This window comes from Nonomuraea turkmeniaca, assembly GCF_005889735.1.
Taxonomy (GTDB): Bacteria; Actinomycetota; Actinomycetes; order Streptosporangiales; family Streptosporangiaceae; genus Nonomuraea; species Nonomuraea turkmeniaca.
The window spans coordinates 1-19,619 of the sequence record NZ_VCKY01000201.1; the positions used below are offsets into that span (position 1 = coordinate 1).

The following is a 19,619-nucleotide window of genomic DNA, read 5'->3' on the forward strand; positions in this document are numbered from 1 at the left end:
GGAGATGAGGGAGGGAAACCAGCCGTCGCCCACGCGAGCGGCTCGGCGGATGGCGGCGGCTGAGGCGTTTCCCACCCATACCGGGGGCATTGGCGCGGGGGGTGCCAGTTCGACCGTCGGCTCGCCGGGTTCGTCCCGTAGCCGGGTTTGTTCGCCTGCGAGAAGGCGGGGGAGCAGGTCCAGGGCGGTGTCGGTACGGCGGCCGCGTTCGGCGTAGGGAACTCCGGCCGCGGCCCACTGGGCGGAGCTTCCGCCCGAGCCGATGCCGAGGATGAGGCGGTTGCCGGAAACATGCTGCAGGGTCGCGATCTGTTTGGCTGCCCAGGCGATGGGGCGGATGGCGGGGATGAAGACGCTGGTGCCGATCCTGATCCTGGTGGTGGCGGCAGCGGCGGTGGCCAGTGCGATCGGGGCGTCCAGGGTCGGGTTACCGATGGCCAGGTGGTCGCCGTGCCACACGCCGTCCAGCCCGGCGTCCTCGGCGTGCCTGGCCGCCTCCCGCAGGTCGATGCGGTCGCGCTGCTGTACGGCGATTCCCGGCAGAATAACGCCTATCTCGAAGGTCCCCATGGGTCAACGGTGCAACCTCGAGTTAAGTTGATGTCAATCGTGAGGGCTCGAGGGTGCGGCGGCTGCACTGGCGTATGGGAGGGGCCCCTTGCGCCCAGGAGGGAAATAACTTAGGAAGGTTTCCTATTAATAAATGGGGTGAGTCGGGTGCGGGCGAAGCTTGTCGTGGCGGCGGCCTTATCGGGGCTCATGCTGATCAGCTCCGGCTGTGGGCGATCCGAAACCTCCGAGGCGCCGGTCAACGCCGATGACGTGATGTTCGTGCAGATGATGGTGCGGCATCACCGGCAGGGCATCGAGATCGCCAAGGTGGGCACCGCCCGTGCGGCCAAGCGAGAGATCAAGACGCTCACCGCGGCCATCGAGAGCACGCAGCAGAACGAGGTCGAGATGATGTTGCGCTGGCTGCACTCCTGGGATCAGCCGCTCACCGCTCCGTCGACCGGGCACGATCACCACGGCGGCATGCCGGAGACCGACGTCAAGCAGATCCAGGCGCTGAAGACGTCCAAGTCCTTCGAGCGTGACCTGCTCAACCTGCTGATCGCCCACCAGGACGACGCCGTGCAGATGGCGGGCATGGAGGTCTACAACGGGGCCAATCCGGCCGTCAAGGAATGGGCCGCGCAGGTGCAGGCCTCCAGGAAAGGCCAGATCGACATGATGACGGAGTGGCTCAAAGGCTGACGCGTAGCGGACCCCGAGGTCCCGCCCTGCGGCGCGATCTGGGAGCCGTCGTAGGCCGCGACGGGCGGGCGAAAACTACGCCACTCATAGACGCCGATGGCAATAAGTGATTAGATCACTTGATATGTCCGAGGTGACGCGTCCCACGCTTTCCGACGCTCTGACCGAGCGCATGCTGGAGCTCATCCGTACCGGAGGGCACCGGCCGGGGGACCGGCTGCCCTCGACCAGGGAGCTCTCCCAGCGCTTCGCCGTCACCACCCCGACGCTGCGCGAGGCGCTCCGCAGGCTCGAGGCCACGGGTGCCATCGAGATGCGGCACGGCTCCGGCATCTACGTCGGGGCCGACATCGAACGGCTGGTCCTGCCCAACCCCAACATGCGCGAGCTCCACGCCGCCCGGCTCCTGGAGTTGCTGGACGCGCGCATCCTGATCGAGCCGCCGCTGGCCGCGCTGGCCGCCGAGCACGCGGGCCGCGACGAACCGGCCGCGCTCAAGCAGGCGCTCGACGAGGCACGCAGGCACCTGCGCGGCGAGGACGCCGAGCTGCACGACGCCAACATGACCTTCCACCGGGCGACCGCGCGGATGGCGGGCAACAGCGTGCTGCACGAGGTCGTCGACTCGCTGCTCACCGTCCACGGGCCGGAGCAGCGGGAGATCCTGCAGATCTTCGACGACCGGCGCCGCGACTACGAGGAGCACCTGGCGATCCTGGAGGCCATCGAAGCACGCGATGCGGCCGCGGCCGAGGAGCGGATGCGGGCCCACCTGGTCGACGTGAAAACGGTTATAGAGCACCGGTTGCAACCCCCCAAGTAGAGAACCAAGGAGGCCGGTCCATGTTCCGGTCACGCATGGCCACGTTCGGCGTGGCGGCGCTCGTCCTGACCGCGTGCGGCGGCGGCAACACCGCGGCGCCGCAGAAGAAGACCGAATTAACCCTGTACAACGACAAGGGCGCCTGGACGAAGTTCTTCGACGAGATGGGCGCGCTGTCCAAGCAGAGCATCGGCCTGGGCATGAAGCCGACGGGATACACGGACTCGGCGCAGTACCAGGCGTTCATCAAGGCGTCGTTCCGCACGAACGTCAAGCCCGACCTGTTCACCTGGCAGACCGGGGGAATGCTGGAGGAGATCGTCAAGCAGAAGCAGGTGGCCGACACCACGGCCGTCTGGCAGGAGGCGATCAAGGCGGGTGACCTGTTGCAGGACCTCGCCCCCTACTACACGATCGGCGGCAAGCAGTACTGCGTGCCGATGAACGTCGCCTACTGGGGCATGTTCTACAACAAAAAGATCTTCGACAAGTACGGTCTGAAGCCCCCGCAGACGTGGGACGACCTCATCAAGGCCGCGGACACCCTGAAGCAGAACGGCGTCAAGGCGTTCTACCACACCAGCGTGCTGTTCTCGTTCGTCTGGTTCGAGCAGCTCATGGCCGGCACCGACCCCGACCTGTACGACCGCCTCTCCACCGGCAAGGCCAAGTACACCGACCCCGGCGTGGTCCAGGTGATGGAGAAGTGGAAGCAGCTCATCGACGCCGGATATTTCATCAATCCGGGTGACAAAACGGACCCCGGCGACGTGCTGAAGAACGGTAAGGCCGCCATGGTGTCCTTCGGGACCTGGTTCAACACCAGCATGACGCAGCGCGACATGAAGCCGGGCACCGACTACGACTTCTTCGTCATCCCCAACGTCAACGCCTCTCTCCCCAAGACCTCGATGATCTTCGAGAGTGGGCCCCTCTGCTCCCTGACCAAGGCCGCCGACCCGGACGCCAGCATGAAGTATCTCAAGTGGTGGACCACCGCCGAGGCCCAGGAGAAGTGGGCCTCGAGCCGGGGCGACGTGAGCGCCAACCCCAAGGTCACCATCAAGGACGAGGCACTCGGCGCCGTCACCAAGGACGCGGGCAGCGGCAAATATCGGCTGGTCAACCGCTACTTCGAGGCCACCCCGCCAGCCATCCTGACGGCCGCGCTCGACGGTTTCAGCAAGTTCGTCACCGAGCCCGGCACGTACAAGGAGGTCCTCGACACCATCCAGAAGAGCGCCGACGAGTACTGGAGCACGCATCAGTGAGCGAGGGAGTGCCGTCGCCTGGAGGAGCGGCGGGAGCGGAGCGACCAGAGCGGGGGAAGGCGGCGGCACATGGCGACCGAGCACGCCTCACGGAGTGAGGCCAACGAGCAGGGCGGCATGTGGCGACCGAGCCTGCCTCACGGAGTAAGGCCATGAGCAGGAGTGCCCCTATGCTCGGGCGGTTCCGGCACGGTTACGTGGCGCCCGCGGCCATCCTGGTCGCCTTGCTGCTCTACGCGCCGTTCGTGTGGACCGCCTACCTGAGCCTCACCCGGTACGACGGACTGGAGCCGCCCGTCTGGGTCGGCCTCGCCAACTTCGGCAAGTTGTTCAGCGACCCGGCGCTGCTGACCTCGACCCGCAACACGCTGATCTGGGTGGCCGGCACGATGGTGCTGCCGGTCGGGCTCGGCCTGCTGGTCGCGGTCCTGTCGTACGACATCAAGGGCGGCGCCTGGTACCGCGTGCCGTTCATGTTGCCGTACGCGCTGAGCGGCGCGGGCCTGGCCATGGTCTGGAGCCCGGTCCTGTCGCATGACGGGATCGCCAACCTGCTGCTCGGCGTGGACACCGCGTTCCTGCAGGAAGCGCCGCACAACACGCTCGCCATGCTGCTGGTGTGGACCTGGCAGCAGCTGGGCGTGAACACGTTGTTGTTCGTCGTCGGCCTGCAGTCCATCCCCAAGGAGCCGATCGAGGCGGCGCGGCTGGACGGGGCGTCGGGGTGGCGGCTGTTCCGGCACGTGATCTGGCCGCTGATGAGGCCGCTGACGGCGGTCGTGGTCGGGCTGGCGCTGGTGGCCAGCTTGAAGACGTTCGACATCGTGTGGGTGCTGACGCAGGGCGGTCCGGGGCGCAACTCCGAGACGCTGGCGGTCACCATGTACAAGGAGACGTTCGTGGCCAGCGAGTACGGTTACGGCTCGGCCGTGGCGGTCCTGCTCACCGTGGTCACGGGGCTGGCGTCCTACCTCTACCTGAGGAGGCAGGTCCGATGATCCGCAGGGCCGTGCTGATCGTGCTCGGGCTGATCTGGCTCGGGCCGACGTATCTGCTGCTGGTCAACGCCTCGCGGCCGGCGACCTCGTACGATCCGGCGAGCGCGTGGGTGCCGTCCGGCGACTTCGCGCTGCTGGAGAACTTCGGCCACGCCGTCGAGGGCGCCAACCTGGGCGGAAGCCTGGCCAGCAGCGCGCTCTACTCCGTCGTCTCGCCGCTGCTCGGCGTGATCATCGGGGCGCTGGCCGGGTACACCATCGTGGTGCTGCGGCTGCGACACGGGTTCTGGTGGTTCCTGCTGATCTTCGGTGGCACCGTCTTCCCTTCCCAGATGATGCTCGTGCCGCTGTTCGTCAGCTACAGCGACGCCGGCCTGTACGACACCCACCTCGGCCTGATCCTCATCTACACCGCGATCAACGTGCCGCTGGCCGCGTTCGTGCTGCGGAACTTCTACTCCGGCGTGGCGTTCTCGATCTTCGAGGCGGCCCGTATGGACGGCGCCTCGACGTGGCGCATCTTCTGGCGCATCTACCTGCCGATGTCGGTCAGCGCGCTGACGGCCGTGTTCATCCTCGAGTTCACCTTCATCTGGAACGACCTGGTCTTCGGCCTCACCCTGACCCAGACCGAGAACGTGCGTCCGGTGATGACCGCCATCGCCGGGCTCATGACCGACGTGTACGCCGGCACCCCGGTGCCCGTCGGCCTGGCGGCGGGGCTCGTGGTCTCGCTGCCGACCGTCGTGTTGTTCCTCGCCACCCAGCGCCTCTTCGCCCGAGGCCTGTCCCTAGGGAGTGTGTGATGACCAGCCGGTTGCTCCAGCGGAGCCTGGGTAGCCCCGACTACGACGGGATCAGGCAGGCGCTGCGGGACGACACCTCGACGCCCGTCATCAGCGTGCGCGGGCTGGAGGTGCGGGTCGCGGTGTTGCCGCTGTTCACGCACGACGGCCGGCAGGCGGTCAGGGTGTCGAGCACCGAGCCGCTGACGCACACGCTGGTTGGGCCCCGAAATGAGCTCGTCAGCGGGTCGGGCAAGGACGTGACGTTGCTGGTGCCCGAGGTGGACACGCCGCGCGAGTTCACGCTGGAGAGCCGCGACGAGGCCGGGGCCGTCGGCAGCGCCCGGATCACGGTGACCCCGCAGCGCAAGTGGAGCGTGTTCGTCGTGCACCACTCGCACCTGGACATCGGCTACACCGACCCGCAGGGGACCGTGCTCCGCCACCACCTGGACTACCTCGACGCGGCGCTGCGGCTGGCGGAGGAGACCGCGTCCTGGCCGGACGACGCCAAGTTCCGCTGGACGGTCGAGTCGTCGATGCCGGCGTTGAAGTGGCTGGCCGCCCGCCCGGCCGAGATGGTCGAGTCCTTCCTGCGGCGGGGCCGCGAGGGCGTGATCGAGGTCACCGCGCTGCCGTTCCAGCTGCACACGGAGGCGTGCTCGACCGAGGAGCTGCACCGGCAGCTCCGCTTCACCCGGCAGTTCGGGTTCCCGGTCACCTCGGCCATGCACACCGACGTTCCCGGCGCGGTCGTCGGGCTGGTGGACGCGCTCAGCCAGGCCGGTGTGCGGTACCTGGCGGCGGCGCACAACTGGGCCGGGCGGTCGGTGCCCTACCTGCACGGTGGGGACAAGCTGACCAGGCCGTTCCGGTGGCGGGCGCCGAGCGGGAACGAGATCCTCGTGTGGTTCACCGACACGCCGCACGGGATGGCGTATATGGAGGGGAACACGGTCGGGCTGACCGACTCGTACGAGCTCGCGGATGATCTGCTGCCGCGGTACCTGTCGGCGCTGGCCACGCGCGGTTACCCGTACGGGCCGGGCACGTTCGGGTGGCAGGGGCCGGACGCGCCGCGGGAGCCGTACGAGCTGGACGTGCTGCATCTGCGGGTGCAGGGCGCGCACGCCGACAACGCGGGGCCGTCGATCGTGCCCGCCTCGATCGCCCGTACGTGGAACGAGCAGTGGGCCTACCCGCGCCTGCGCTCGGCGGTCAACAGCGACTTCTTCCGGCACGTCGAGGAGCGTTACCTCGACCGGCTGGCGGTGCACGAGGGCGACTGGACCGACTGGTGGGCGGACGGGCTGGGCTCGGGCGCGCGCCCGCTCGGCTACGTACGCCGGGCGCAGTCGGCGCTGCGCGTCGCCGAGACGTTGCACACGCTCGCCGGCGCGGACGCCACCGAGGAGATCGACGCGGCGTACGACAAGATCGCGCTGTTCAACGAGCACACGTGGGGTGCGGCCAACCCGTGGGAGGACGCCGAGGAGGCCGGAGACTCGGGCGGGCTGCAGTGGACGCGTAAGTCCTCCGGCGCCTACCAGGCCCAGGACGACGCGGCCGACCTGCTGCACGCGGCCGTCAGGCGGTTCGCCGCCGCGTTGTCGGAGCCGGGGACCGAGGGTCGAGCTCCGGCGAGCCCCGGCACGCTGGCCGCCTTCGCCGTCTTCAACCCCGCGACCAGGGCGAGGACCGACGTCGTGCGTACGTTTCTGCCGCGGGACGTGGTGGGAGTGGACGTGCCGATCGTGCTGGTGGACGCGCGTACCGGGGAGACGGTCCCGCACCACGAGGAGTTCGTGGACCCGGACGACTGGCCGACCCGGCCGATCGGGCGGCACGTGCACGCGGTCGTGCCCGACGTGCCCGGGTACGGCTACGTACGGCTGGACGTCGTCCGCGGCGAGACCCAGGCCCCCGAGCCGGTCGAGCTCCGCGAGCTCCGCGAGCTCGGCGACAGCCCGGCGATCGAGAACGAGTTCTACCGCGTGGTCTACGACCTCCGCGAGGGCTACATCAGCTCGATCTTCGACAAGCGGACAGGCCGGGAGCTGGTCAACGAGGATGCCGCCGCCGGGTTCGGCCAGTACGTCTACGACCAGTACGCCACCGCGCCGCATTTCAACCATCTGTCGGGGCATGTCGGGGCGCACGACCGAACGCTCCTCGGCGACCGCGCCATCGGCCGGCACGCCACGATCACCAAGTGCCGGCGTACGGCCGTGGGCGAGAAGCTGGTCGTGGAGCTGCACGGCAAGGGCGTCGACTGGCTCCGCACCACGATCGAGCTGCACTACGGCGTGCCCCGGCTGGACCTGACCTACCAGCTCGCCAAGCAGGGCACCCCCGCCAAGGAGGCGGTGTTCCTGGCCTTCCCCTTCGCCGCGGGACCCCCTGCCGCGTGGGAGCTGACCGGCGGCGTCGGCGGCCCCGACGTGCCTCGCGTCCCCGGATCGGCCGAGTACATGTTGCCGATCAGGCACTGGATCGCCTTCGAGGACCCGGAGCTGACCATCGCCTGGGCCACGCTGGAGGCGCCGCTGGTGCAGCTGGGCACGATCCACATGCCGTACGCGCCGTTCCCGCCGACCCTCGACCACGAGGACGGCACGGTCTACTCGTGGGCGCTCAACAACATCTGGGACACCAACTTCCCCGCACAACAACAGGGCGAGACCACGTTCCGATACTCGGTGACGTCGAGTGTGAATGTCGCGGGGTCCGCGACGAGTGTGAATGTCGCGGGGTCCGCGACGAGTGTGAATGTCGCGGGGTCCGCGACGAGTGTGAATGTCGCGGGGTCCGCGACGAGTGTGAATGTCGCCGGGTCCGCGTCGAGTGTGAATGTCGCCGGGTCCGCGACGGCGCCCGGCGCCCGGGGCAGGCGATTGGGTGCGGCGGCGGCCGCCGGGCTGACCGAGCCGTTCGTCGGCGCTCTGATCACCGACAGCCCGACGGTCACCGAGACGTACGCCTCGGTCGACCACCCGGACGTGTTCATCACCTCGATCGGGAAGGACAGCGTCAGGCTCCAGTCGCTGGCCGCAGAACCGGTCGAGGTGACGGTCACCATCGCGGGGCATGAGACGGTGACGGTACGGCTGCCTGCCTGCGGGGTCGCCGTCGTTGGGGGTACGAGCTCGTGAAGATCGTTGACATCCGGGCCACGACGGTCGCGGTCCCGCTGGAAGCGCCGCTGCGGCACAGCAACGGCGCGCACTGGGGGCGGTTCGTCCGCACGATCGTCGAGGTCGAGGCCGACAACGGGCTCGTCGGTCTGGGGGAGATGGGCGGTGGCGGGGAGAGCGCCGAGGCCGCGTTCCGTGCGCTGGTGCCGTACCTGAAGGACCACGACCCCTTCCAGCTGGAGGCGCTCCGCTTCAAGATCGCCAACCCGACGGCCTCGCTCTACAACAACCGCACGCAGCTCCTGGCGGCCATCGAGTTCGCCTGCGTCGACCTCATCGGCCAGCAGCTAGGTGTGCCCGCCTATGACCTGCTCGGCGGCCGTCTCCGTGACGCCGTGCCGTTCGCCTCGTACCTGTTCTTCCGGTACGCCGACGCCGGCTACGGCGAGATCCGCACGCCTGAGCAACTCGTCGAGCACACCGCACAGCTCAAGGCGGCGCACGGGTTCACCGTGCACAAGCTCAAGGGCGGCGTGTTCCCGCCGGACTACGAGCTGGAGTGTTACCGGGCGCTGGCCGAGGCGTTCCCCCGGGACCGGCTCAGGTACGACCCGAACGCCGTGTTGTCGCTGGCCGAGGGACTGCGGTTCGGCCGGGCCATAGAGGACCTGAACAACGACTACCTGGAGGACCCGGTCTGGGGGCTCGAAGGGCTCAGAGCCGTCCGCGAGCAGGTCAGGGTGCCGCTGGCGACGAACACCGTGGTCGTCAACTTCGAGCAGCTCGCCTCGAACGTGCTGCGCAGGGCCGCCGACGTGGTGCTGCTCGACACGACGTTCTGGGGCGGGATCAGGCCGTGCGTGAAGGCGGCGGGCGTGTGCGAGACGTTCCAGCTCGGCGTGGCCGTGCACTCGTCGGGGGAGCTCGGGATCCAGCTCGCGACCATGCTGCACCTCGGCGCCGTGTTGCCGAACCTCACCTACGCCGCCGACGCCCACTACCACCAGCTCCGTGACGACGTGATCGAGGGCGGCAAGCTGGCCTATGTGGACGGGGCCATCGCCGTGCCGTCCGGGCCCGGGCTGGGGGTGCGGCTGGATCGGGACCGGGTCGCTCGCTATGCCGAGCTTTACCGGGAGATAGGCGGCTATCCCTATGATCGCGACCCAGGACGGCCCGGCTGGTACGCCACGGTCCCGAACGAGCGTTTCGCCGACCCCACCGTGTCCCTGGATGTAGCTCCATAATTGGGCGTTATGTCTGAAGTTACCCAGCCTGCTCCTCCTGCCGACAACCTCGTCACCACGTCCCACTCCCTGCCGTCGGGCGAGGCGTACACCGCTGTCACCGGAACCATGGTGTTGCGCGAGGAGGTGTTCACCGACGGCAAGTTCGACGGCCTGCGGCCCAAGGCCGAGATGTTCGTCACGGCGTACACGCTTGACGGAGCCGACCCGCTCACCAGGCCGGTCACGTTCGCGTTCAACGGCGGTCCCGGGTCGTCGAGCGTGTGGTTGCACCTGGGCGTGTTCGGGCCGCGCCGGGTCGTCATGGGGGACGCCGGCGCGCTGCTGCCGCCGCCGTACGGGCTGGCCGACAACGAGGAGAGCCTGCTGAAGGTGAGCGACCTGGTCTTCATCGACCCGGTCTCCACCGGCTACTCGCGGGCGGCCGAAGGGGAGAAGGCCGAGCCGTACCACGGGTTCACCGGCGACCTGGAGTCGGTGGGCGAGCTCATCAGGTTGTGGACCACCAGGAACGGGCGGTGGATGTCGCCGAAGTTCCTGGCCGGGGAGTCGTACGGGACGGTCAGGGCGGCCGGCCTCGCCGACCACCTGCAGTCGCGCTACGGCCTCTACCTCAACGGCGTGATCCTCATCTCCTCGGTGCTCGACTTCGTCACCGGGGAGTTCAACGAGGGCAACGACCTGGCCTACGCCCTCTATCTGCCGACTTATGCGGCTATCGCGCACTATCACGGACTGCACGGGGACCGGCCGCTGGCGGACGTGCTGCGCGAGGCCGAGGCGTTCGCCGACCGCGACTACCTGTGGGCGCTGGCCCGCGGCAGCCGGCTGACGCGGGAGGAACGTGCGGCCACGGTCGCCAGGATCGCCGCGCTGACCGGGCTGAGCGAGGACTACGTCGACCGCGTCAACCTGCGGATCGAGCACATCAGGTTCTTCACCGAGCTGCTGCGCTCGCGCCGCCTGACCGTCGGGCGCCTCGACGGCCGCTTCACCGGCTGGGACCCCGACGCGGGGCGCGAGCACTTCTCCGCCGACCCCAGCATGAACGCGATCATGGGGCCTTACAGCTCCGCGCTCAACCACTACCTGCGCGCCGAGCTGGGGTACGCCAACGACCTGCCGTACGAGGTGCTCACCTCGCGTGTGCAGCCGTGGTCGTACAAGGAGTTCGAGGGTGCGCACGTCACGGTCGTCGACAAGCTCGGCGCCGCCATGCGGGCCAACCCCCACCTGCGCGTACACGTGGCCTGCGGCTACCACGACGGGGCGACGCCGTACTACGCCGCCGAGCACACCCTCGCCCACCTGCCCGTGCCCGCCGATCTGGCGGGCAACGTGGAGGTCAGGTACTACGAGGCCGGGCACATGATGTACGTGCACGAGCCCAGCAGGCTGCGTCAGTCAGCCGACATCGCCGCCTTCGTGCGCGGCGATCACGCTTGACGCCCTCTTGAGGCGATGCTCCAGGTTGGCGCGGAGCGCGGCGAAGCGGTCGGAGTTGTCCCTGATGAGGGCCCGTTGCAGCGTCGCGTCCGCCGCGTGCCAGGCGGCCACCAGACCCGAGGCCCACTTGCACTGTGTGTCGGCGGTCGCGGTCTGCTTCTCGTCCTCGGTCACGGTGCGCTTCTCCAGGTCCCAGCGGCTGTCGGCGATGGCCGCCTCCGGGGCCGGGTGCGAGTGGCCGGCCTGGCTCATGCACGACTGCCAGCGCTTGACCGCGTTCGTCACGGACGGGTGTTTGGCGGACTGCTCCAAGGTGAGCGAGTCCTGCAGGGACAACCACGGCCAGTCCGCCTTCCGCGCTCCCCGATCCAGCGCCAGCGCCGCACGGTCCAGGCAGCCGCGGTCGGCGGCGGTGCCGTACAGGCGGTGGCGGGCGGGCTTGGGCAGCTTGCCCGCCCATCGGGTCGTGTCGGGAGACGGCGGCCGGGCGAGATGATAGCCGTAGCGACGGGCCGCCTCGGTGTCCACGACGCCGTAGCGACGGGAGTTGCCGGGTTCCACGGCGGCGATGGCGGCCGGGTCCTCGGCAGGCGGCTCGATCGTGATGCCCTGCTTGTGCATGCACTGCACGACCAGGAGATTGTGTGCGTTACCCAGAGTGGCCCGCTGCTCGGGAGTGGTCTTGTACGCGTCGAACGGCAGCACCAGTTGCGCCACCGAGGTGACGGCGGGCGCCGGCTTCTGCTGCCGGGGCTCGCCGGCGGCGCAGCCCCCAATGGTCTGCATGACGCACATCAGCAGCAGCGTGCCGGAGCTTGCCGCGAGGAGCCCGCGACAGCCGGTTTCCGGCGGCCAGTCCCGGAAACCGGCACTCCCGGTATTGGTCAGCGGCACCAGATGTCGAGCGAGCTGGCGCGGTTGTTGCCGACGGCGTTGTTCGCCAGGAACCCGTCGTTCGAGTTATGCGTGAACGTGCTGTGGGCGCCCGTGTAGAAGGGATGCTGCCAGAGAGTGGCGCTGCACCCGATGCGGTTTCGCACCGAACTCGTCTCATTGTTCATGGTGCGCCAGGAATTGCTGAAGTCCCAGTTCAGCCAGTTGTTGTCGCTGAAGTTGGAGTCGTCCTTGATGAAGTCGCGCCAATGGTCGATCTGGCCGCGGTTGTAGTCGAATCCGGCGTACAGGCAGACGCGACCGCCGTAGCAGGTGGAGCGGGGGCTCGCCACCGCGGCGGTCGCCGGGACGACCACGGTGAACAGCGCGGCCGCGGCGACGAAGCCGGCGGCCTTTTTGGATAGCCTCACAGGTCTCTCCTCGATGGGTGTGTCGTTCGACCACGTAACTTAGCGTGCCGAATCTAATGCGGACCGTTATGACTCGCCGGTCCGATTGGGGCTGTGCGCCCGAGTCGGGTCGCGTGCCTGGCACGCCGTCACACTCGTATCAAAGGGGTGACCTGGGAGTTCTCCCTATTGACTTAACTCTTGCCCGCTTTGCAAAAGACCGGGGGAGTTTGAGGGGCGGGCTCGACCTGTTGACCATTCAGAAATGGGGCTATTCAGGGAGTGCCGCCGGGTTCTGCGCCAATAGGCCGCCGTCCACGCGATGCTCCGCCCCGGTGATGAACGACGAGCGCGGGCTCGCCAGGAACGCCACCAGCTCCGCCACCTCCTCGGGCCGGCCCACGCGGCCCAGCGGGTGGGCGCGACCCCACTGCTTGACCTGCTCCTCCTGCGACAGGTCCCCCCGCCACAGATCGGCCGCCCAGCGCAGCATCGGCGTGTCGACCGAGCCGGGGCACACCACGTTCACCCTGATGCCGTCGGCGGCGTGGTCGAGCGCCATGGCCCGGGTCAGGCCGTTGAGCGCGGCCTTGCTCGCGGTGTAGGCGGCCACCCGCGCCTGCGAGGAGAACGCCTGCACGGACGATATGAGCACGATCGAGCCGCCGCCGCGGGCCCGCAGCCGCGGGATGGCCGCCTGGCACGTCAGGTAGACGCCCTTGAGATTGACGTCGAGCACCTCGTCCCAGACGTCCTCGGGCGTGTCCTCGACGGTGCCGTACCGTTGCACACCCGCGCAGGTCACGACGATGTCGAGGCCGCCGAACCTGGTCACGGCCAGATCGACCAGATCACGTATCTCGCCGGCCTGGCGCACGTCGGCGATCCGGCCGACGACGTGCTCGGTGTCGAGCGCCGCGTCCTTGTCCACCCCGCAGAACACCACGGACGCCCCGCCGTCGGCCAGCCGGTCCACCACCGACCGCCCGATGCCCGTCGAACCGCCCGTGACCAGCGCCACCTTGCCGCTGAATTCAGTCACACCAACACCTCCGCGCGCATACGCAACACCTTCGTCTCGTACGGGTCCAGAGCGAGGGCCGTGCCGTTGTCCACGGCGGCGGCCAGGCCGTCGGTCGGCATGCTGGAGAACGGCTCGAGCCCGACCGTGTACGCCCGCCCCCACCAGGGGTAGCCGGTGGACGCGCCCAGTTCCTGCCACATCCACAGGTACGGCAGGAGCGACGCCTCCCACTCCACCCGAATACCGATATCCCCCAGAAGTTCGTACCAACCCTCGTCAAAGCCGGTCAGGTAGACGATGTCGCTCGGCGACCCCGGCTCCTGCACCACACTGAGGTCTGTCGCGCCACCCCGCTCGGCGGGCACCTTCGGCCACGTCCAGGGCCCGCCCGCTCTGACCCTGCGCCCGGCGGGGTTGATGGCCGTCGCGTGCGGGATCACCTGGACGCCCTCAGGCAGCCGGATCCGCGCTCCAGGACGCAGGAAGGGCGGCCCGTAGACGATGTGCTGTCCCCACATGGCATGCAGCGGCACCGGGGAGTCATTGGTGGCCAGGGACTCGATCTCCAGCGCGGCCGTCCCCGACCGCAGCCGGAAGACCTTCTCCACCAGGTACGGCAGCCGCCTGGTCCTGACCCTGAGCCGGACCGCGACCTCCTCCTCGGAGTCCGCCGCGACCTCGTAGGACCACGGCAGCCCGGAGACCTCGCCGTGCTGGGCCAGCCGCGCGCCCCGGTATTCGCTCGGCGCCCCGCCGCTGGGAAAGATCTCCTGCCAGCCGCCCTCGTAGTGGTCGATGAACTGGGCGACGTCGTCGGCCGCGCCCTGGAGGTGGTCACGCGGGTTCCGCAGGCCCTGCGGGGAGAGCCAGACGAAGTCCGTGTCGGTGGGCTTGTGCAGGAACTCGACGACGTCCCCGCCCTTGTCCGGTACGACGGTCACGCGCAGCCGCTCGTTCTCCAGCACGACCGCCCGCAGCCCGTCGATCACGACGTGCCGCAGGCGGGCCGCCCAGTTGCGTCTCACTGGAAGGTCACGTCCAGGAAGCGTGGCCGGTAGATGGACACGTCGCGGTAGTGGTCGGTGTTGACGAAGCTGTTGACGTTGTACGAGACCACCAGCCCGTTGCCCGCGATCTCGGGGTGGGCGTGGGCGTTGTAGGTGAAGATGTTCCCGCTGGTCTCGGGCGTCGTGTAGATGTGCTGTTTGCCGGTGAACGGGCCGAAGGGCGAGCACGAGGCGTAGGCCACGATGTTGGCGCTCAGCACCTCGGTGGTGTCATGCGTGATCAGGACATATCCGGATCCGACCTTGGTGACGCTGTACTCGTTCGCCACGCCGCTCATGATCCGCGCCGAGTCGGCCTCGTTCCGCGACCAGGTGCCGTCGCCTTTGAGGAACTCCCAGGCGCCCAGCAGGCTCTGGCCCTTGACGCGGGCGACGTGCATGTACTTGGGCGAGCCGAAGTCCTCCACACCATAGATGTAGGTGTACTGGCCGTCCTTGAGCGTCGCCGAGGCCCAGGCCACACCGTGCCCGGACGGCAGATCGTGCACGCTGATCGGCCGGTTGAGCCGTCCCGGGGCGAACCTGGCCACCACGTTCCGGTGCCAGCGCCAGTCCCACGCGCCGGTGCCGTACCGCTCGTACTCCTGGTAGGTGACCTCCACGATCCCGCCGGCGAGCGTCGCGTCGCCGGCCCAGTACCAGTGGTTCTTGTCGCGCGGCGGCATCACGGCGGTGGGCTTCGCGGGGGTGCCGTCGTAGATGGTGGACAGCCTGCCGTCGCGCTCGACGGCGAAGGAGTTGTTGAGGAAGACCGTCGTGCCGCCCTCCTCGACCACGGGCGGGCGCGAGCCGTCGGGGTTGACCTGGCCGAGGAACGTGTCGGAGAAGATCCAGAGCTCCTTGCCGCTCGGTAGGCGGAGCGAGTAGGTGCCGTCGGCGCCCGTCCAGTCGTCCAACCGGCTGTTGTCGTTGCCGTAGGCGGTGAACAGGCTGGTCAGCCGGGCGTTCGTGGCCGCGCCCTTGACTGTCGGGGCGCAGGGGGAGGCCGGTGTCGCCGCCTGCTGCTCCTGTGCCACGGTCGGCACCGGTTTGGGCGGGGCGGCCCACGCGTCCTGCGGCACGGTCGTGAGACCGACTAACGCGATGGCCAGGGTGGCGAGGGCAGTGCGGAATCGCGTCATCACTGTTCCTTGCGGGAGGGGGATTCCCTACAGTTCTAGTCATTAGATCACTTGCTGTCTAGGGCCTCCTCACAGCCGGGCGGAGGCGATTGTGGGGTCTCCCGACGCACCCTCAGACGATCGGTGGCGGGCGCTCACGGCCTCCTTGGCGGCGCTCACGAGGGAGGCCGTCCCGGGAAGGGAGCCGGAGGGCATGGCGGTGCCTGGGCTCGCCTCGGGCGTCGCAGGAGCATGCTGATGCGGTGGAAAATGTGGTGACCAAGGCGGAAGGCGGCAGGTAGCCTGCCGGGATGGGCCACGTCGAAGTAGGACATTTGACATACGTGCTGCCCGACGGCAGGCCCCTGCTCAACGACGTCTCCTTCAGAATCGGCGACGGTGTCAAGGCGGCACTCGTCGGGCCCAATGGCGCGGGCAAGACCACGCTCCTGAGGTTGATCGCCGGTGATCTGCAGCCGGTCGACGGCAGCGTCGCCAGCTCGGGCGGGCTGGGCGTGATGCGGCAGTTCATCGGCAGCGTGCGCGACGGCAGCACCCTGCGGGACCTGCTGCTCGGCGTCGCGCCGCCCGCGGTGCGGCAGGCGGCCGAGCGGCTCGACGCGGCCGAGCTGGTGATGATGGAGCGCGACGACGAGAAGACGCAGATGCGGTACGCGCAGGCCATCGCCGACTACACCGACGCGGGCGGCTACGACATCGAGGTGTTGTGGGACACCTGTACGGTGGCCGCGCTCGGCGTGCCGTACGAACGGGTGAAATATCGGGACGTGTCGACGCTGTCGGGCGGGGAGCAGAAGCGGCTCGTCCTCGAGGCGCTGCTCCGCGGCCCCGACCAGACCCTGCTGCTCGACGAGCCCGACAACTACCTCGACGTGCCCGGCAAGGAGTGGCTGGAGCAGCAGCTCAGGGAGACGCCCAAGACGGTGCTGCTGGTCAGCCACGACCGCCAGCTGCTCGCCAACGCGGCCGGCCGGATCGTCACCGTCGAATCCGGAAATATCTGGATCCATGGCGGCGGCTTCGCCACGTACGCCGAGGCCCGCAAGGCCCGCAACGAGCGGCTCGACGAGCTGCGCAGGCGCTGGGACGAGGAGCACGCCAAGCTCAAGGCCCTGGTCAACATGCTCAAGAACAAGGCAAGGTACAACGACGGCATGGCCCCGGCCTACCATGCCGCCCAGACCCGGCTGCGGAAGTTCGAGGAAGCGGGCCCGCCCGAACTGGCGCCGAACGAGCAGAACATCAAGATGCGCCTCAGAGGCGGCCGCACCGGCAAGCGCGCGGTCATCTGCGAGCAGCTGGAGCTCACCGGCCTAATGCGGCCGTTCGACGTGGAGGTCTGGTACGGCGAACGCGTCGCGGTGCTCGGCTCCAACGGCTCGGGCAAGTCCCACTTCCTGCGCCTGCTGGCGGGGGAGCCGATCGGTCACCAGGGCGCGGCCCGGTTGGGCGCCCGCGTGGTGCCCGGACATTTCGCGCAGACTCACGCCAGGCCCGACCTGATCGGCCGGACACCGGTCGAGATCGTCATGACCGAGCACGCCAGGCTGAAGAACGAGGCCATGAAGGCGCTGGCCCGCTACGAGCTGGCGGGCAGGGTCGCCGAGCAGCGATTCGAGACGTTGTCCGGCGGACAGCAGGCGCGGCTGCAGATCCTGATGCTGGAGCTGTCGGGGGCCACGCTGCTGCTGCTCGACGAGCCGACCGACAACCTCGACCTGGCCAGCGCCGAGGCGCTCCAGGCCGGGCTGGACGCGTTCGACGGCACGGTGCTGGCGGTCACCCACGACCGCTGGTTCGCCGCCGACTTCGACCGGTTCCTGATCTTCGGCTCGGACGGCACGGTCTACGAGTCGCCGGATCCGATCTGGGACGAGGCCAGGGTCGTGCGGCCCCGTTAAAGAGTTGGTACGGCTGGCGCGTGTCCACTGCCAGCCGTGCCCATGCTCGGGTTATCACGGCAAAGTGATCCCGTACCGTCGAACCGTCAGCGTACTCGCACTCGGGGCACTCGGGGCGTTCTGCCTCTCCGGGTGCGCGAGCGAGAAACGGCCCGTACAAACGCTCAAGCCCCTCGCTCTCAAGGAACAGGTCTCGAACATCGTCAAGTCCACGGACGGGTACGCCGTCACGTGGGCAGGCGTGCTCAGCAACGCCAACCCGTGGCACTTCGGCGAGCACGTGGTGGCCACGATCGTCGGGCACGACGCCAAGGGCATCGAGGTCGTCCGGCTGGACCAGCCGCTCGACGCCGTGCCGCCGGGTGGGTCGTTGGCCTTCACCGGACAGGCCAGCGCCGCCGAGAAGCCGGCCAAGGTGACCATCCAGTACCGGCCCGCGCAATGGCGGTCCGCTGCCCGCATTCCCTCTGCTTTCCAGCAGTTCCCCATCACCCGCGCGCAGACATTGCGCCAGAAAGACGGCTCATACCTTATTACCGGATATGTAGGAAATCCGTATCAGCTATCGGCCAGCAGCCTCGTCGTGAACGCGTTGTTGCGCGACAAAGCGGGCAAACTGCTGGGTGGCGGCAGCACATTCGTGGATGACGTCAAGGCCGGGAGCCCGCCCAGGTTCATCCTCACCGTGTCCGGGCTCCCGGCGCGCGCGGAGATCGCGAAGACCGAGATCACGGCCAGGACCTGGGGTTCGACCGGCCGTCCCTACGAGGATCTGGCGCTCGCCGGGGCCATCCCCGTGCACACGATCAAGCCCAAGACCGAGCCGTTCGAGGTGGACCGGAGCACCCAGGTGGCGTCGGGCCGCAATCAGTAATTAGCCACGCTATAGCCCAAAATATCGGACATGTTAATCAGGTGAAATTCACGTATGCCAACGACGTCAAATCGGTGGAACTAGTAGTTACGAATCCATTACATTCGGTCACATGACCGACCGCGCCCTGGTGGAAGCACTCCGCGCCCGCCATCCCGGCGCCCCCGCCGCGCTCTATGACGCGTACGCGGAGGACGTCTATCGTTACTGCTGGTCCCTCCTCCTGAGCGCCGACAGCGCCCAGGTGGCGCTCCGCGACACGCTCATCGCCGCCGAGGCGCACGCGCACGCGCTGACCGATCCCGACCGGCTCCGTATCTGGCTGTACGCGCTGGCCCGCGTCGAATGCCTGCGCCGCCGCGCGGCCGCGCCGCCGGGCGCCGCCGAAGCCCTGGCCGAGGCGCCCGCGCTGGACGACCCCGCCGACGCCGACCTGCAGGTCATGGCGTGGAACGCGGTCCAGGGCCTGCCCGTCGCAGACCGGGAGATCCTGGACCTGTCGATCAGGCACGAGCTGCCCGATCCCGAGCTGGCCCAGGTGCTCGGCGTGCCCATTCGCCAGGTGGAGCAGGCCATGGAGGCGGCCCGCGACCGCCTGCGCGACGCGATCACCGCCGAGATCCTGGCCAGGAAGGGCCCGTACGACTGCCCGCGGCGGGCCGCCATCCTCTCCGGGTTCTCCGGCGAGCTCACACCGGGCATGCGCGAGCGCCTGGTCAGACACCTTCAGCAGTGCGACAGTTGTGCGCCGCACCGTAGCCGGCAGGTCTCGGCGACCAAGGTCTTCGAGCTGCTGCCGCGTACGGCGCTGCCCCACGCGTTGCGGATCAGGGTGATGAGCTCCTTCGTCGATCCCGAGCTGGTGCCCTACCGCCGGTACGTCGCCAGGCGCACCGGCGCGCTGGGCGCCGCCGGGTTTCCCTTCCCCGCGCCGAAGAACGTTCGAAAGTGGCCTCAGGCGCTGGCGAGCGCGCTGGCGGCGGTCGCGGCCGTGGTGGCGATAGCGGTGATCTTCCAGGTGATGGGCAGAGAGGGCGTGGGCCTGTCGGGAGGGGCGACGGCGGCCTTGCCCACGACGGGCGAGCCGCCCCCCATCCGGGTGCCGCGGCAGAGCGAGCCCCAGAACGTGCCCATGACCGTGGAGCCCGTCGTGAACGTCACGGGCTCGCTGCCCGTCCAGACGGCCGGCTCGACCCCGCGCGGCACGCTCTGGCGCCCTCCGCCCATCGGCTCGTCGGCGCCCGCGCCGCCGTGGGCAGGATCCCCGGTCCAGACGTCGCCACCGCAGCAGCCAGGGGAGCGGCCCACTTGGCGACCGCCGGCCGGCCAGCCTCCCGGCAAGCCCGGCCACGGAGCGCCCCCAGGAAATCCGCGCCCCACCCGCACCC

17 protein-coding genes are annotated in these 19,619 nt (G+C 68.9%); 11 read left to right on the plus strand and 6 right to left on the minus strand.

The window, feature by feature from the left end; translation table 11 throughout:
* Nucleotides 1–570, minus strand: a 570-nt coding sequence (locus ETD86_RS40535; protein WP_138671937.1) for an LLM class flavin-dependent oxidoreductase, incomplete at its 3' end; no start/stop codon positions are given.
* 147 nt (nt 571–717) lie between these two features.
* Between ETD86_RS40535 and ETD86_RS40540 the strand changes: the two genes are divergently transcribed.
* The 8 genes from ETD86_RS40540 to ETD86_RS40575 all read left to right on the plus strand — a co-directional run bounded on the left by ETD86_RS40540 (nt 718) and on the right by ETD86_RS40575 (nt 10,961).
* On the plus strand, nt 718–1,257 hold the full coding sequence (locus ETD86_RS40540) for a DUF305 domain-containing protein (protein ID WP_138671938.1): 540 nt from the start codon (nt 718–720) through the stop codon (nt 1,255–1,257).
* 124 nt (nt 1,258–1,381) lie between these two features.
* The gene (locus ETD86_RS40545) at nt 1,382–2,080 is read left to right on the plus strand and encodes a FadR/GntR family transcriptional regulator (RefSeq protein WP_138671939.1); all 699 of its coding nucleotides are present in this window, start codon (nt 1,382–1,384) and stop codon (nt 2,078–2,080) included.
* A 20-nt stretch (nt 2,081–2,100) separates the two neighbouring features.
* The gene (locus ETD86_RS40550) at nt 2,101–3,351 is read left to right on the plus strand and encodes an ABC transporter substrate-binding protein (protein ID WP_138671940.1); all 1,251 of its coding nucleotides are present in this window, start codon (nt 2,101–2,103) and stop codon (nt 3,349–3,351) included.
* 170 nt (nt 3,352–3,521) lie between these two features.
* Complete coding sequence (locus ETD86_RS40555) at nt 3,522–4,349, plus strand: carbohydrate ABC transporter permease (protein WP_138671941.1); 828 nt, start codon at nt 3,522–3,524, stop codon at nt 4,347–4,349.
* Nucleotides 4,346–5,155, plus strand: a complete 810-nt coding sequence (locus tag ETD86_RS40560; RefSeq protein WP_138671942.1) for a carbohydrate ABC transporter permease — start codon at nt 4,346–4,348, stop codon at nt 5,153–5,155. The genes ETD86_RS40555 and ETD86_RS40560 overlap by 4 nt, the downstream gene beginning before the upstream one ends.
* Nucleotides 5,155–8,286 (plus strand): glycoside hydrolase family 38 N-terminal domain-containing protein, encoded by a 3,132-nt coding sequence (locus ETD86_RS40565; protein ID WP_138671943.1) that lies wholly within the window; start codon nt 5,155–5,157, stop codon nt 8,284–8,286. Before ETD86_RS40560 ends, ETD86_RS40565 begins: the two co-directional genes overlap by 1 nt.
* A complete protein-coding gene (locus tag ETD86_RS40570; RefSeq protein ID WP_138671944.1) occupies nt 8,283–9,515 on the plus strand; it encodes an enolase C-terminal domain-like protein in 1,233 nt (410 codons plus the stop codon). Before ETD86_RS40565 ends, ETD86_RS40570 begins: the two co-directional genes overlap by 4 nt.
* 9 nt (nt 9,516–9,524) lie before the next feature.
* Entirely contained in the window at nt 9,525–10,961 is a 1,437-nt protein-coding gene (locus tag ETD86_RS40575) for a S10 family peptidase (protein WP_138671945.1), read from the plus strand.
* On the opposite strand, the gene ETD86_RS40580 is transcribed toward ETD86_RS40575, so the two are convergent.
* From ETD86_RS40580 to ETD86_RS40600, 5 genes are all read right to left on the minus strand, one after another.
* The gene (locus ETD86_RS40580; RefSeq protein ID WP_138671946.1) at nt 10,920–11,747 is read right to left on the minus strand and encodes a hypothetical protein; all 828 of its coding nucleotides are present in this window, start codon (nt 11,745–11,747) and stop codon (nt 10,920–10,922) included. The two genes, ETD86_RS40575 and ETD86_RS40580, sit on opposite strands and share 42 nt — an antisense overlap.
* Before the next feature lie 98 nt (nt 11,748–11,845).
* Complete coding sequence (locus ETD86_RS40585; RefSeq protein WP_170223514.1) at nt 11,846–12,265, minus strand: peptidase inhibitor family I36 protein; 420 nt, start codon at nt 12,263–12,265, stop codon at nt 11,846–11,848.
* 250 nt (nt 12,266–12,515) lie between these two features.
* Nucleotides 12,516–13,286 carry an SDR family NAD(P)-dependent oxidoreductase gene (locus tag ETD86_RS40590; protein WP_138671948.1) on the minus strand — a complete coding sequence of 257 codons (771 nt, stop codon included), beginning with the start codon at nt 13,284–13,286 and terminating at the stop codon, nt 12,516–12,518.
* The gene (locus ETD86_RS40595; protein WP_138671949.1) at nt 13,283–14,293 is read right to left on the minus strand and encodes a DUF4432 family protein; all 1,011 of its coding nucleotides are present in this window, start codon (nt 14,291–14,293) and stop codon (nt 13,283–13,285) included. Before ETD86_RS40595 ends, ETD86_RS40590 begins: the two co-directional genes overlap by 4 nt.
* Entirely contained in the window at nt 14,290–15,456 is a 1,167-nt protein-coding gene (locus tag ETD86_RS40600; RefSeq protein WP_138671950.1) for a glycoside hydrolase family 183 protein, read from the minus strand. The genes ETD86_RS40595 and ETD86_RS40600 overlap by 4 nt, the downstream gene beginning before the upstream one ends.
* Nucleotides 15,457–15,746: 290 nt before the next feature.
* Between ETD86_RS40600 and ETD86_RS40605 the strand changes: the two genes are divergently transcribed.
* The 3 genes from ETD86_RS40605 to ETD86_RS40615 all read left to right on the plus strand — a co-directional run.
* Complete coding sequence (locus ETD86_RS40605; RefSeq protein ID WP_138671951.1) at nt 15,747–17,357, plus strand: ABC-F family ATP-binding cassette domain-containing protein; 1,611 nt, start codon at nt 15,747–15,749, stop codon at nt 17,355–17,357.
* Nucleotides 17,358–17,421: 64 nt separating this feature from the next.
* Nucleotides 17,422–18,231, plus strand: coding sequence for a hypothetical protein (locus tag ETD86_RS40610; RefSeq protein WP_138671952.1), 810 nt, complete (start codon nt 17,422–17,424; stop codon nt 18,229–18,231).
* Between the two features lie 112 nt (nt 18,232–18,343).
* Nucleotides 18,344–19,619 (plus strand): RNA polymerase sigma factor (locus tag ETD86_RS40615; RefSeq protein WP_138671953.1); only part of this gene is annotated, 1,276 nt, incomplete at its 3' end.